11 protein-coding genes are annotated in these 14,351 nt (G+C 46.2%); 4 read left to right on the top strand and 7 right to left on the bottom strand.

All coding sequences use genetic code 11. The features are described 5' to 3' along the window. Window position 1: 1 nt before the first annotated feature. On the bottom strand, window positions 2–667 hold the full coding sequence (locus F3J22_RS21980) for an MgtC/SapB family protein (RefSeq protein WP_167020081.1): 666 nt from the start codon (window positions 665–667) through the stop codon (window positions 2–4). 325 nt (window positions 668–992) lie between these two features. On the opposite strand from F3J22_RS21980, the gene F3J22_RS21985 reads away from it, so the two are divergent. Next, a complete protein-coding gene (locus tag F3J22_RS21985; protein WP_167020082.1) occupies window positions 993–2,771 on the top strand; it encodes an ABC transporter ATP-binding protein in 1,779 nt (592 codons plus the stop codon). 115 nt (window positions 2,772–2,886) lie between these two features. On the opposite strand, the gene F3J22_RS21990 is transcribed toward F3J22_RS21985, so the two are convergent. Continuing rightward, window positions 2,887–3,360, bottom strand: coding sequence for an acyl-CoA thioesterase (locus F3J22_RS21990; RefSeq protein ID WP_167020083.1), 474 nt, complete (start codon window positions 3,358–3,360; stop codon window positions 2,887–2,889). A gap of 38 nt (window positions 3,361–3,398) precedes the next feature. Then, the gene (locus F3J22_RS21995; RefSeq protein WP_167020084.1) at window positions 3,399–5,882 is read right to left on the bottom strand and encodes an outer membrane beta-barrel family protein; all 2,484 of its coding nucleotides are present in this window, start codon (window positions 5,880–5,882) and stop codon (window positions 3,399–3,401) included. Between the two features lie 436 nt (window positions 5,883–6,318). Here F3J22_RS21995 and F3J22_RS22000 point away from each other — a divergent pair, with 436 nt between their 5' ends. Beyond that, window positions 6,319–7,080 (top strand): DUF695 domain-containing protein, encoded by a 762-nt coding sequence (locus tag F3J22_RS22000; RefSeq protein ID WP_167020085.1) that lies wholly within the window; start codon window positions 6,319–6,321, stop codon window positions 7,078–7,080. A gap of 84 nt (window positions 7,081–7,164) precedes the next feature. On the opposite strand, the gene F3J22_RS22005 is transcribed toward F3J22_RS22000, so the two are convergent. Beyond that, complete coding sequence (locus tag F3J22_RS22005) at window positions 7,165–7,329, bottom strand: DUF1328 family protein (RefSeq protein ID WP_167020086.1); 165 nt, start codon at window positions 7,327–7,329, stop codon at window positions 7,165–7,167. Between the two features lie 145 nt (window positions 7,330–7,474). On the opposite strand from F3J22_RS22005, the gene F3J22_RS22010 reads away from it, so the two are divergent. Further along, window positions 7,475–9,463: a hypothetical protein gene (locus F3J22_RS22010; protein WP_167020087.1), complete on the top strand. Its 1,989-nt coding sequence runs from the start codon at window positions 7,475–7,477 to the stop codon at window positions 9,461–9,463. 48 nt (window positions 9,464–9,511) lie between these two features. Next, a complete protein-coding gene (locus F3J22_RS22015) occupies window positions 9,512–10,633 on the top strand; it encodes a nitronate monooxygenase family protein (protein WP_167020088.1) in 1,122 nt (373 codons plus the stop codon). On the opposite strand, the gene F3J22_RS22020 is transcribed toward F3J22_RS22015, so the two are convergent. Genes F3J22_RS22020 through fdhD form a run of 3 tightly spaced genes read right to left on the bottom strand, consistent with a single transcriptional unit; the run spans window position 10,593 to window position 14,321 of the window. After that, on the bottom strand, window positions 10,593–11,144 hold the full coding sequence (locus tag F3J22_RS22020; RefSeq protein WP_167020089.1) for a putative glycolipid-binding domain-containing protein: 552 nt from the start codon (window positions 11,142–11,144) through the stop codon (window positions 10,593–10,595). The genes F3J22_RS22015 and F3J22_RS22020 overlap by 41 nt on opposite strands. Before the next feature lie 38 nt (window positions 11,145–11,182). After that, window positions 11,183–13,477 carry an FdhF/YdeP family oxidoreductase gene (locus F3J22_RS22025; RefSeq protein WP_167020090.1) on the bottom strand — a complete coding sequence of 765 codons (2,295 nt, stop codon included), beginning with the start codon at window positions 13,475–13,477 and terminating at the stop codon, window positions 11,183–11,185. Between the two features lie 19 nt (window positions 13,478–13,496). Next, complete coding sequence (fdhD, locus tag F3J22_RS22030; protein WP_167020091.1) at window positions 13,497–14,321, bottom strand: formate dehydrogenase accessory sulfurtransferase FdhD; 825 nt, start codon at window positions 14,319–14,321, stop codon at window positions 13,497–13,499. Window positions 14,322–14,351: the final 30 nt, after the last annotated feature.

Genomic DNA, 14,351 nt, shown 5'->3' on the forward strand with positions numbered 1-14,351 from the left:
ATTACATCGGGTTATACTGCACCTGGTATTGCCAGATGCTTTTGTTCTGCATTAAAAATTCGTCCAGTTCATGCATCCTGCTTTTTGCACCACGAACTTCATAATTCACTTCTACTACTTCATCCTTTTTCATCAGGAGCATACGCCTGATCTGGAGGTTATATTGCCGGATGCTGGCTTCCAGCATGGCTTGTGAGAGATCAGCCTCTCTGTATTGTATAACGTAGATGCGCTTGTCGTTTACTTTCGCTACATAATGCTCTACGTACTTTAATATCAACAATACGACCATAGCGCCGGCCAGTGCAAAAACGGCCAGCACGTACTGACTCATGCCAATGGCCATGCCTATTGCGGAGGCGATCCAGATACTGGCGGCCGTTGTAATACCGTCTATGGCAAATTCTCCTTTGAAGATGACGCCGGCACCAATGAAACCTACGCCGGTCAGGATGTTGGACGCTACACGGTCAGGACTGCCGGGGTTGCCCAGTTCGGCAGATAGAATGGTGAAAACAGTACTGCTCATACAGATCAGCGCCATGGTTCGCATACCGGCCGCCTTTCGTTTATATTCCCGCTCTACACCAATTACACAGCCCATGAGGAGGGCTATCAATACTTTGAGTACCTGGTCCTGTGAAACTAACTCTATAATATGTTTCATCGGCAATATTATATCTGCAAATGTAAGGTTTTGCGTTCCAGCATCCATTGATTAAAAATTTTCTAAAAAAGTAAACTTTTGTGTTATATAAACGTTATAAAGTTGGAATATTATTTGAATCAACCAATATCCTAAAACCCTTATATGAAACTAATTCTCTATAAAGCGTGCGTAGCAGTATCCCTGGCGGCTATTTTCAGTCTGATTGCCTATAGTTGTGCCCTGGCTGCGAATTATTAACCAATGGTAAACATTTTATCTGGCGTAAAGCAATATATTTGTTTCACGATCGTCTCCTTTGTTGTGAAACCAATAGAACTGATAAATGCGTAATGACACCAATTCCACGGCGGAACCAAAGCAGCCGCTGAAATTAGCATCCCTGAAGAAAACATTTCGTCTGTTCAGCTATGTTAAACCTTACTGGCCCCAATTTGCCCTGGGCCTCGTTTTCCTCCTGGTATCGAGTCTTGCCGGACTGGCATTTCCCAAATTAATGGGGAACCTGGTTGACCCAAAGAGCGCTGAAAGCCTCTTTCACGGCATGAATTCGGCTGCTGTATTATTGCTGGCTGTCCTCGTAGGACAATCCATCTTCTCTTTTTTCCGTATCATCCTCTTTGTGAATGTAACGGAAAAAACCCTGGCTACCCTCCGCCAGGCAGTATACAGCCACCTGATCAAGCTCCCCATGAAGTTTTTCCTGGAGCGCCGGGTAGGAGAGCTGAGTAGCAGGATATCCGCTGATATATCTTCCCTGCAGGAAACATTTACCACCACACTGGCTGAATTTATACGGCAGGTGATCATTATAATAGGAGGTGTTACCATCCTGTTGTTAACTTCCTGGCAGCTGACCCTCTTCATGCTGGCTGTATTGCCGGCCATGATGGTTGTTGCGGTGATATTCGGGAAATTTATCCGTCGCTTTTCCAAACAGGTACAGGAGCAGGTAGCTGCCTCCAATACTGTCGTGGAAGAAACGCTCGCCGGTATCCTCAATGTGAAGGCATTTGCCAACGAATTCTTTGAAATTAACCGGTATAAAACCCGTACAAACGAAGCGGCCAAAATAGGAATGAAGAGCGGAAAATACCGCGGCGCATTTTCTTCTTTTATTATCCTTGGCATCTTTGGTGCACTGGTAGCAGTTATATGGAGAGGTGTAGCCCTGGATATCGGAACGCCTAAATTATTATCGTTCGTAATTTACTCCGTGTTTATCGGCGCATCTGTAGGGGGACTGGCTGAAGTATATACCAGTCTTCAGAAGAGTATCGGCGCTACCGAACATCTGCTGGAAATCCTGGATGAACCGGTAGAAGATATTACACCGGTAACCATTATCCCTGAAGAAAATCACCTGGAAGGCAGCATCAGCTTTAATGATGTGTCTTTCCATTATCCTTCCCGTCCCGACCTTACCATTATGGATGGCGTGAGCTTCGATGTATCTCCGGATCAGAAGGTAGCACTGGTGGGGCCTAGCGGCGCGGGTAAGAGTACGATTGTTTCGCTCTTGCTTCGTTTGTACGATCCCGTTAGTGGAAATATAAAATTTGATGGCCGCCCTGCGAAAGATATTCCTTTGTCGCAGCTGCGTTCGCAAATGGCCGTTGTACCACAGGATGTATTCCTCTTTGGTGGCACCATCCGTGAAAATATAGCCTATGGCCGCCCGGATGCTACAGACGCAGAACTGGAAGCCGCCGCACGCCAGGCCAATGCATGGGAATTCATCCAGCGGTTCCCCAATGGACTCGATACCATCGTCGGTGAACGCGGTATACAACTCTCCGGTGGCCAGCGTCAGCGCATCGCCATCGCCAGGGCAGTATTGAAAAATCCACGTATACTTATCCTCGACGAAGCGACTTCCGCACTGGATTCTGAATCTGAAAAACTCGTACAGGACGCGCTGGACAAACTCATGGAAGGTCGCACTTCCATTGTAATTGCCCACAGGCTCGCCACCGTTCGTGAAGCAGATAAAATTATTGTGTTGGATAAAGGACGTATTGTGGAAGTGGGTACCCATTGGGAGCTCATCGAACTGGAAGGTGGTTTGTATAAGACATTAAGTGAAATGCAATTCAGCCATTAATAAGGCTTTTGCTTCTTTTAGCAAGATGGCTTTGCCATCTTGCTAAAAGAAGAATCAATAAAAAAGGTTTGCCGAAGGCAAACCTTTTTTATTGAAAATTAAATTAAAATATTGTTTACATATACGGCTTCATCTCCTCATCAATATCTTTCCTCAAATCCATCAGCTTTTTAGCATAAGCTTCCATACTGATTTCATTCGCGGTCCGCGGAACCCATTTAGGAACAGCGGTCGTTTTGCCCTGATCATCTACTGCAGCAAACACCATTACACAGTGGGTGGTCTTGGTTTTTGTCTGCTGGCGCGGGTTTCCGGCAAAAACATCTATGGAAATATGCATACTGGTATTGCCGGTATAGATGATATTGGCAGTGATTTCTACCAGGTCTCCGATGGCTATTGGTTTAAAAAAACGGATACCTCCAACATAAACAGTAACGGCATATTGTCCGCTCCAATTGGCAGCGCAGGTATATCCTGCCTGGTCTATCCATTTCATAACGGAGCCCCCGTGTACCTTTCCACCGAAATTTACATCTGAGGGCTCTGCTAAAAATCTTAATGTTATTGTGTGGTAAATGGAGTCCATAGCAATTAAAATAATTTAAGCAGACTCCAAATTACGAATTAATAATTATCTCCGCCACCCATTTCTCCGTTGCCTTCCTGCTTACCGTTTTTACGTTTGAACAGATGGGTGTCCATCTTTCCGAAACGCCATGCTGCATTGAGTCGCAGCTCACGGGTAAGCCGCTTGCGATAGTTTTCCTGTTGGGAATAGGTGGTATTGGTGTAGCTCAGATTTCTGTCGCTGTTGAAGATGTCGTTGATGCCAAGGGAAATGCTCAGGGCTTTGTTCTTCAGCATATCTTTCTTAACGGCGGCATCTACTGACCAGGTAGGCTCACGTTCGCCCTGTGGTAAAATCTGCTTCGACTCGTACACACCGTTTACCTGGAAAGTCAGGTTCCACGGGAGTTTGGTGTTGCTGTTCAATTTACCGAACCAGGTAAAGCCCTGATTGGTCAATGTGCTGTTATCCTGAGAGGCATTGATTTTTGTCTGGGCCAGGTTAGCGTTGGCGGTAACATCCCAGCTTTTTGTCAGCTGACTGCGTAGTGTCAGTTCTGCACCGTAGGAATTACGGGAGCTGGCATTGATAGGGTACGACAGCAGGATATGCTGTGAAGTACCATTCACCGTCATCAGGGTATCTTTATAAAAATCAGTAATAGCGTTGGTTGTATTACGATAATATATCGACATCAGCACATTCACTTTGTGGTTGAAATCTTTCAGGTATGAGAACTCGAAAGAGTTGGTGAACTCAGGGCTGAGGCTCGGGTTACCGGTGCTGGCGCTGGTTCCGTTGAGGTTGATCACCGGCAGCAGGTCCATAAACCACGGACGACGGATACGTCGGCTATAGTTCAGTTGCAGCTCATGATCTCCCTTCAGCTTCTGCGATAAGAACAGGCTTGGAAACAGGCTGATCGGATAGTTTACTTTGTACGACTGGTACTGACCCAGGAAAGATTCACCTTTGTAGAAAGACTGTTCTGCTCTTATGCCCACCTGGTAACCGAAATTATCGATCGCGCCGGTGTAGGTGCCATACGCCGCATTGATCTGCTCAGAATAGGCGTAGTTGCTGGATAATGAAGAGTCCAGTTTATAATCCGTTGAAGGGTAAGTAAGGCCGAAAGTATTGGTATAGCTGGTAAATTTGCGGGTATTGCTTCGCAGACCAGCTTCAATTTTAGATTTCTCTGTCAGCGGATTTACATAATCAACCTGACCGGTGATATAGGTAGTATTGCCTCCTCCTGTACCGTAACGCTGCTGTGGTAAAGGATTATAGATGTTGTCACCATTGAGGTCGTGGTATTGCAAACTATAATTGGAGGAGTTGTCGCCATTGGAACGGTTGTACGTGAAGTCTGCCGTCAGTTCATGGCCTTCCTTCGCAAAGGTGTGTTTATAGCCGAACTGTGTCGCATAGTTACGGAAACCATTTTTGGAATTATCCACGCCTGTACCTGCATTCACCAGGCTCTGGTGATTGTCCAGGTTGTTGATGGTTTGATTATTATACCTGTTAAAGTTACCACCGGTAAGGTTTTCAGAAATACTGATGGTATTACGGTTATCGATGAACCAATCGAAGCCGATACGGCCGTTCTGGAACCGGCGATAGAAGTCGCCATCCTGAAGCTGTTCCGTATAGTTGATGGTATCAGCACTTATATTCTTTCTGAACAGTCGGCTCGTCATTGGAGAAACCCTGTTTCTGAAAGAGTAGTTCACGAAGAAGTTGAATTTCTCCTGGCGCAGGTTGAAATCCACGCTACCGTTGCTGCTGCCGAGGTTAGATCCACCGGCGGTAATCATACCGTTGATGCCGGCTTTTCTGTTCTTTTTAAGCACGATGTTGAGGATACCGCTCATCCCTTCCGCATCATATTTCGCAGAAGGATTAGTAACCACTTCAATTTTTTCGATGGCATCTGCAGGGATCTGGTCCAGTGTAAGTGTTGTCGGGCGGCCATCTACGAAGATGGTAGGTGCGCCGTTACGAACAGAAACATTACCGTCGATGTCAACGTTTACAGAAGGGACCTGCTTTAAAACATCCGTGGCGGTACCGCCGATACTCGATAAATTTTTATCAACATTAAATACGCGTTTATCGATAGCCATTGTATAGGCGGGCTTTTCACCCACTACGTTTACGGCCGCAAGCGTTTTTGCATTTGATTTCATTTTGATATTCCCTACGTCAACGGTGCTCGCTTTAGGTGCCAGCACGGCGGATTTGAAGAAGGTTTCATATCCGATGAAGTTGATGCGCAGGATATATTTCCCCATGGGCAATGTTTCAAAAGCGAAGTCGCCATTGGGTTTAGATAACATACCTGTGAGCACGGAAGAATCGGCTTTCAATACGGCAACAGAGGCGTATTCAACGGGTTTTCCAGTCTGTGCATCGATTAATTTTCCATACAGTGATCCTTGGTTGTCACCACCGCCTTTAGGCCCTGGTTGCTGGGCAAAAACCGGTGATTGCAACAGTAACGTCCATCCTGTTAGCAACAAAACAATTTTTCTCATAATAACTTATACTAGCTTCCAACATTAAATAGCAGTGGCTAAAATAGTTCATGCAGCTTTACTAAATCGTTTTTTTAGGATGAGTGGAAGTATAGAAATCAGTGCTATTCAATGTTTTATCTTTTTAGTCTGAGGAAATGCTTTGTAGTGGCTGGTTTGGTAGGTACAGTGAAATATTGTGCATCACTGTTAATTAATGTTAACCTGCGTTCGTTTATACATGAGTATTTGGGAGATGATTTAAATAGTATAAATACAATATATGTTTTCCGGGAGAGTAGAATTTCGTATTACCAATACCGTTGTAGCTACCGATGCGGTATGAAAAGCGGCTTTTGTGGATAAAAAAGCGCAGGGAAGGGCTTTATTCTTTTCGGTGATAACAATGAGCGACGTATCTTTACAGCCAGCTGTTGCGTTATTTTAATTTTTTTATATGCATAAGGATTACCGACCGGACTGGGATATTTACACGTGCCATATTGAAGAAAGTCCAGCAGTAATAGGCCTTGACCTTGATCTGAGACGATTTGCACCTTTGAAGGAAAAGCCGAATGCCATATATATAACAGTTTATCTGAACAATCCACGTGAAGACGGATTTCCGCATAACGATGAATTTGCGCTCATGGGTGAAATAGAGGATAGATTGGTGGAAGAGCTGCAAAACAAGCTGGATGCTCATTTTGTAGGTCGTACTTTTTCCAATGGTGTAAGGGACTTTTATTTTTATGCCGGCAACACTTTGTTGCACGACAAATATATTACGGATGCCATGCAGGCATTCCCGCAGTATCGATATGACTATGGTGTGAAAGAAGATAATAACTGGGAACTCTACTTCGATTACCTGTTCCCGGATGTTGCCGAGTTTCAGCGTATCCAGAACAGGAAAGTATTACGCATGCTGCGCAAGCATGGCGATAATGCCGAAATGGAACGCCCGATAGAACACTGGATACATTTTAAAACAGAAGAAACGAAAGATATCTACTGGAAACATATCCAGGAAATAGGGTTCACCCTCCTGCACGACACACAGGTGGAAGAGAATGCGGAATATCCATACCGCCTTTGCATTGTACGCCCGGACAAAGCCACAGAAGCGGTGATCGACAAAGTTGTCATGACGCTCTGGGAAGTTGCCCAGCAGGTAAATGCCGAATACGATGGCTGGGAAACCAGTATCATGAAATAATTTCCGGATGATCATCCGCACAATAAAGCCTGTCTCTACTTTGTAAAGACAGGCTTTATTATACAAATATCTCCGTACACACGTTTATTGCTTCCTCATCATTCCTCCGATCAACGATATTACAAACATAATAAGGAAGATAAAGAACAGTATTTTAGCAATAGAAGTAGCACCTGCGGCTATACCTCCGAAACCGAAAATGGCGGCTATAATTGCTATGATCAGGAAAATGGCTGCCCATCGAAGCATAACGTATAATTTAGGTGAACAATACGTGGTAACTGTCCCACTTGTTTACACCATACAACTTTCAATAATCATTCCCGTTAAGTAAAATATTAACTGCTGTTTACAAACCAGTTTTTTTAGTTATAATTGTTTACGGGGATATCATTTGAGGAGATTTTTAAAAATATTATGTACTATAACTGTTACCTGCCTGCTGTACCTGCAACCGGCAAGGCTCTGCGCTGCCACTTTTCAGCAGCAGCACCCACCCGTTTGCATATCCCTGCCGTATATAGGTGATACTGTTATTCCTCATCTGGCCCCGCCGCCATCCCGCCCGCCTTTGGGTGATACTGCTGTAAAATCGCATAACGGCCTTTTCAGACGACTATTTGAATATGGAGATTCTCTCCGAAACAGGGCATTCAGGGACTCCCTGATCCGCCGTATGACCCGTCAGAACGTTCCGGAGCCGGTGCCTACAAATAAAGACAGCGCTATCGTAAAAAGTGAGGCATATTTTACACCATTTGCGGGCAAAGTGATTCGGGATATCCACTATAAGCGGGTGCCGGTTTTCGGTCCTAGCAATATCAATGATACCACCTTCACCACTTCCATGAAGCTCCTGAAGTTTGCCAACAGGCTGCATTACGACTCCAAGGAATGGATGATCCGCCAGAACCTTTTCTTCCGCGAAGACCAACGGTTGAAACCCTTTGATATGGCAGATAATGAGCGCTACCTCCGTAGCAGGCCATTTATCCAGGATGCCCGTATCTACGTCATCCCGGGGGATCCTATGTCCGACTCAGTGGACATTGAGGTAATCACCAAAGACGTATTTGAATATGGTGTGGATGTTTCCCAGGTAAGTGCCAGCGATATCGCTGCCAGGTTCTATAACAATAACCTGCTCGGCGCCGGACAAGGCGTAGCCATAGGCTTCAACTGGCGCAATAACTACAGCCCCGTGTGGAATACGGAATTTCGCTATTCCAAAAGCAACATCGGAGGTTCCTTTGTCGATTTTGCCGCCGGCTACAGTACCTTAAATAATACTAACCAGCTGGATTCCAATGTCTATGAAGGCTCTTATTATATAAGTTTTAACCGGCCACAATATCGCAATTCTGCCAAAATTGTTGGCGGACTCACCGTCGCCAATAACTTTTCCATCAATATACACGGGTACTCTGATTCGCTTTACCGGGATTACCGCTACTTTATCTTCGATGCCTGGCTGGGTTATAACTTCATCAATAACTATGACCATAACGGAAGATCTGGCCGAAAGCCCAATGTGGCCGTGCTGGCCCGTCACTATAACCTGGACTTCCAGCGAAGGCCGGACCAGCTTGAATACAAGGAAGATCCCGTGTATAACAATCACCGGTACTATATCCTTGAGCTACAGGCCTATCGCCTGGATTACTTCAAGGCACACTATTTCTTCGGATTTGGCCGTACGGAAGATATCCCGCTGGGCTATAACGTGAATGTTGCCACCGGGTGGGAAACCTGGAAAGACCGGCGTCGCATCTACTCCGGTACCGAATGGCAGAAATTCTGGCTGACAAAACACCAGGGACTTTTCAATACCACCGTAGGTATCGGAACTTTCTGGCAAAACAGTAAACCAGAAGATGCCGTCATTCACGCCCGTATTGAATATTACAGCAAGCTGCTCAAAATACTCAAAGGCCGTTTCCGTCAGTTTATTATTACCGATTACCTTAACAGCCCCAATCCGTTCTTTTACAAGCCCCTTAACATAAACATGGAAAATGGGATATGGGGCTTCAGAGGTACTACACTGAACGGTTACCAGCGCCTGAACTTCAGTTCCGAAACCGTTTATTACAGTCCGCTGAAGATCCTGGGATTCAAATTTAACTTCTTTACCTCCCTGCAGGCGAGCATGATCTCCAATAACAGTCCTGATCTGCTGAATAACCCGATCTATTTAGGAATAGGTGGAGGTATGCGTATCAGGAACGAAAACCTCTCCCTGAATACCCTGAAGCTCTCGGCCTATTATTTCCCCAATATGCCGCCGCCAGGAAACAAGTTTAAAATTGAAATAACGACCGTAGTAGACTTCAGGTTTGAGATCTCCGCATTGCGTGCACCTTCGTTTTTAAGTTTCCGCTGATATCCGCAGCGATTGTCTTAAATTTAAATACTGAAATAATGGAAACTCATGGAATGGAAAAATAACCTCACCAGCATGTTGGGTATCAGCTACCCAATTGTTCAGGCCCCTATGCTGGGCATTACCACACCCGAAATGGTGGCAGCAGTTTCAAATGCCGGCGGACTCGGCTCTCTCCCCATAGGAAATATAGACCCCAGCACGGCCAGAACCCAGATACAGAAAGTAAGGGAGCTGACTACAAAGCCCTTTGCCGTGAATGTGTTTGCCTATGATATTCCTATTGCACCAGATCAATCCGCATTTGATGCCATGCAAACCCTGTTGCAGGGAGTGTATACCCGCAACGGCCTGGGGATTGCCCCTGTAGATCTTAAAACGCTGACCTTCTTTTCCTATAAAGACCTGTTTCCGGTTTTGATTGAAGAGAAAGTGGATATCGTCAGCTTTACCTTCGGTATCCCTGACAGTGAAGGAATCTCGCTGTTGAAACAAAGTAACGCAAAACTGATAGGTACGGCAACCTCACTGGAAGAGGCCGTACTGCTGGAACAGCGTGGCATGGATGCTATCGTGGCACAAGGTATTGAGGCAGGAGGACATAGAGGTACTTTCATTGCGGGTAGTCTTCCGCAGATAGGCGTGATGGCATTGGTCCCTCAGCTGGCAGATAGAATAAAGGTGCCCGTTATAGCCGCTGGCGGCATCATGGACGGCCGGGGAGTGGCCGCTGGCCTAATGCTCGGTGCTGCCGGCGTACAGCCAGGCAGCGCATTTCTGCTGTGTAATGAAAGTCTGGCCACCGATGCACATAAGGCTGCCATTGCAGCTGCAACGGATACGACTACACGATTGACACGAGCTTTTTCAGGCCGCTGGGCAAGAGGCCTTACCAATACGCTGATTGCAGCTGTTGAAGATTCCAATACTACCATTCTCCCGTATCCATATCAGGATGCATTGACACAACCTGCACGAAAAGCTTCAAGGGAACAGGACAATCCTTCGTTTGTAGCCATGTGGGCAGGACAGGCAGCGGGTTTAGCTAAAGAAAAAACAGGTGCGGCAGATATAATACAGCAGATGATAGCCCAGGCAGAGCAACTACTGCCTTCACTGAAAGGAACTGCTAATACCGTCGTTGCAGGTAGCCAGGATAGTCATTCATAATCCCGTCTTCATCAAAATATAATTGAGCGGTGAACCCGGATTCCAGGTTCTCATACAGCCAGGAATCCTCGTTCATGCGTGTATACCGTTGCTGCATCTTGTGGAGTTCAAATTCCGGCAACAAAATGTAAATCACTGAAATCACTTCGCTGTCACCTATTTTCAGGTGCGATAACCTTTTTATCGGTAAAGAATTGGTAAAAGGAGTCAGCGAAATATCTATATCCAGGCATCCATTGAAAGCGCTGATTTGATTTCCTTCCCGGTCGTACCACTCACCCTGTAAATTGGATTGCAATTTCAGTTCCCTTTTGTCTGTACCTTCTGCACGAATGGTGAATGCCTCTATTCTCCAGTCATTCGTTATCTCTATTTCATAGCTGATAGAAAAAGGCAAATCCCGGATTACTCCGGCGATATGTCCATGGGCCAATTGAAAGATACCCTTGTCTTCAAGGGTGAAATACTCGGTGGCAGTCCATCGGAGCGCCTGCCAGACTGCAAGTTTCATAATATCTATTTACTATCTATCTGTTTACTATCTATTTACTATCTATTTACTATCGATGGCTTAACTTTTATGATAACAAGTTTTGAGGTGGGCGTATTACTTTTATCTGCAACACTATTAACAGGTACCAGTACATTTGTTTCCGGAAAATACGTGGCCGTACAGCTCTCCGGAATATTGTATGGTATCACTATAAACCCATAGGCTACTCTGGTAATGTTATCATAATAGTTATACAAATCTACTAAGTCTCTCTCCTTTAAACCAGCTTTTGCTATATCAGCAGGATGCATCAGGATGACCCTGCGTTCATGGTGTATGCCGCGATAGCGGTCGTCCAGTCCGTAAATGGTCGTGTTAAACTGATCATGACTACGAATTGTCATCATCATCAGTTCGTCGGGCGCGAGTTGGGTATACAAAGGATCTGCCACCTGGAAATTGGCTTTGCCGGTAAGCGTATTAAACTTGCCTATCCTGGAGCCATTTGGCAGATAGAAGCCGCCCGGATGCCGAACCCGTTTATTATAATCATCAAACCCTGGTATTACCTGTTGTATATCATCTCTGATAAAATCATAATGCAGGGCATATTGCTGCCAGCGTGTCCGGGACTTAGCGCCAAACAGTGCCTGCGCCAGTTCACATACAATAACAGGTTCACTCTTCAGGTGTTCAGATACGGGATGCAGGTTACCTTTTGACATCTGGATCACGCCCATAGAATTCTCACAGGTAACAAACTGGTGTTCGTTGCCTACCATGTCTTTGTCGCTGCGTCCCAGGCAAGGCAGAATGATCGCTTCCCTGCCATGTACCACATGACTTCTGTTTAGTTTGGTAGATACATGTACGGTCATGTCGCAATTACGTAATGCCTGTGCCGTGTATTCGGTATCTGGCGTGGCAGACAGGAAATTGCCGCCCATCGCAAAAAAGAACTTTGCATCGCCTTTGTACATCGCCTTGATGGCATGTACTACATCGTAGCCATGTTCCTGCGGTGGTCTGAAACCGTATACTTCTTCCAGCTTCTGCAGCAATGCGGGGGCAGGCTGTTCGTAAATACCCATGGTACGGTCGCCCTGTACATTACTGTGGCCGCGTACCGGGCAGGTGCCAGCACCGGGTTTGCCTATACTACCTTTCAGTAGCAGCAGGTTTACGACTTCCCGGATGGTATCCACCGCATTTTTATGCTGTGTGAGGCCCATTGCCCAGCAGGCGATGATCCGCTTTTTATGCATCATGGCTGCTGCCGCCTCCCTGACTTTCTCTTCCGGTACACCGCTGGCAGCCACCAGCTGCCGGAAGTCCTGGGCACGGAGGTGTGCGATATATGCTGATGCGCCGGAAGTATTGCCGGCGATGAATTCCAGGTCAAACACACTGCCGGGGTTTTTATCTTCCTCCTCCAGCAGTAGCATACAGATGGCTTTTAGCAAAGCCATGTCTCCATTAATTTTTACCTGTAGGAAGATGTCTGCCAGATGTGTCTCTATATTTAAAAATCCTTTTACCGTTTGTGGGTTGAGGAATCCCAGCAGCCCTGTTTCGGGAAGTGGGTTCACTGCAATGATATGCGCACCAGCGGCTTTGGCTTTCTGTAAAGCGGTGAGCATACGCGGGTGATTGGTGCCAGGGTTCTGGCCAAGGATGATAATTACATCTGTTTCGTAGAAGTCTTCCAGCGTTACGGAGCCTTTGCCGATGCCAACGGCTTCGCCGAGTGCTACGCCACTGGATTCGTGGCACATATTGGAGCAATCGGGGAGGTTGTTGGTACCGTATTCTCTTACCATGAGCTGGTAGAGAAAAGCAGCTTCGTTGCTGGTACGTCCGGAAGTATAGAATACTGCTTCGTTGGGGGAAGCCAGTGTATTGAGTTTGTCGGCTATCCTGCGGTAGGCTTCTTCCCAGGTGATACTTGCATAGTGTGTGGCGCCGGGAGCCAGGTATACCGGCTGTGCAATCCTTCCTTTTTTGCCTATTTCATAGTCGGTCAGTTCACCTAATGACTGAATACTATTGGTTGCAAAGAATTCAGGTGTTAATTTTTTGGTGGTCGCCTCTTCAGCAACAGCTTTGGCGCCGTTCTCACAGTATTCTGCAATGGGTGATCTTTCGTCGTCGGGGTCGGGCCATGCGCAACCCGGGCAATCGAAGCCATGTTTCTGGTTAACTTTCAGCAGTGCTTTCATTCCTCTGAAGGCGTTCATTTCTTCAAGGATATGTTTCATACTGGAAATAACTGCCGGTATGCCTGCTGCTACTGTTTTGGGTTTGCTGAGTTTTAGTCCTGTGAATTTCACAGGGTTCTGGTCTCCCTGCATGCTCGAATATTTTTAATGATCAAATCTTCACGCGATGGGCGCCTGTATAGATATTGAAACGGTTTTCCCGGAGAAAGCCGATTAGTGTCATATTCCAGGCGGTGGCCATCTGAACGGCCATACTGGAAGGGGCTCCTACCGCTGCAATAAATGCAATGCCTGCCATAGCGGCCTTTTGTATGAGTTCAAATCCCGCGCGTCCGCTGAGTAATAACATGTATTGCTGCAACGGATAGCGGTCTGTTCTCAATGCGGCGCCAATGATTTTATCTACGGCATTATGGCGTCCTATGTCTTCCTGCATCAGTACGATCTCCCCCTGCTGGTTAAACAATGCTGCTGCATGGATACCGCCGGTACTATCGAACAGCGATTGCTGTACCCTTAATGATTCCGGCATTTTCAGGATAGTGGTGGTATGAGCCTGAAGTGAAGCATTACTCACGCTAACGCCTGTATGAATACTGCTGATGTCCTGTTTGCCACAAACACCACAGGCGGCGGTAGCGGTAAAGTTACGCTGACTGCCGTTTAGCTGGGGAAGAATATTTTCTTTGAGAGATATTGTAATGATCGTACCTGCGGAGGTTTCTTCTGTTTTCATATGTGCGATGGCGTTATACTGCTGTATGATGCCTTCGGAAAAAAGAAAACCGGCGGCAAGGTCTTCATCGTTTCCAGGCGTGCGCATGGTAACGGAAATACTTTGCTGCCGGCGATTATGTGTAGGGCCGTGAATAAGCCTGATTTCCAGCGGTTCTTCTGCTGCAAGGATATCATCAGTGTCCAGCATTTCCTGCCGGTCCACCTTTCTGATGCGGGTATGTATTACAGGCTTGTTCATCCCTAAAAATAAGTAATCTTACTGCAAAAA

It is taken from the genome of Chitinophaga sp. Cy-1792 (assembly GCF_011752935.1).
In the GTDB taxonomy this organism is placed as follows: domain Bacteria; phylum Bacteroidota; class Bacteroidia; order Chitinophagales; family Chitinophagaceae; genus Chitinophaga.

Excerpts from the sequence above, each read along its gene's own strand:
- F3J22_RS22015 (WP_167020088.1), top strand. The coding sequence starts at position 9,512 with ATGGAATGGAAAAATAACCTCACCAGCATGTTGGGTATCAGCTACCCA.
- fdhD (WP_167020091.1), bottom strand. The coding sequence starts at position 14,321 with ATGAACAAGCCTGTAATACATACCCGCATCAGAAAGGTGGACCGGCAG.
- F3J22_RS21995 (WP_167020084.1), bottom strand. The coding sequence starts at position 5,882 with ATGAGAAAAATTGTTTTGTTGCTAACAGGATGGACGTTACTGTTGCAA.
- F3J22_RS21985 (WP_167020082.1), top strand. The coding sequence starts at position 993 with ATGCGTAATGACACCAATTCCACGGCGGAACCAAAGCAGCCGCTGAAA.
- F3J22_RS22025 (WP_167020090.1), bottom strand. The coding sequence starts at position 13,477 with ATGCAGGGAGACCAGAACCCTGTGAAATTCACAGGACTAAAACTCAGC.
- F3J22_RS22000 (WP_167020085.1), top strand. The coding sequence starts at position 6,319 with ATGCATAAGGATTACCGACCGGACTGGGATATTTACACGTGCCATATT.
- F3J22_RS22020 (WP_167020089.1), bottom strand. The coding sequence starts at position 11,144 with ATGAAACTTGCAGTCTGGCAGGCGCTCCGATGGACTGCCACCGAGTAT.
- F3J22_RS21990 (WP_167020083.1), bottom strand. The coding sequence starts at position 3,360 with ATGGACTCCATTTACCACACAATAACATTAAGATTTTTAGCAGAGCCC.
- F3J22_RS21980 (WP_167020081.1), bottom strand. The coding sequence starts at position 667 with ATGAAACATATTATAGAGTTAGTTTCACAGGACCAGGTACTCAAAGTA.
- F3J22_RS22005 (WP_167020086.1), bottom strand. The coding sequence starts at position 7,329 with ATGCTTCGATGGGCAGCCATTTTCCTGATCATAGCAATTATAGCCGCC.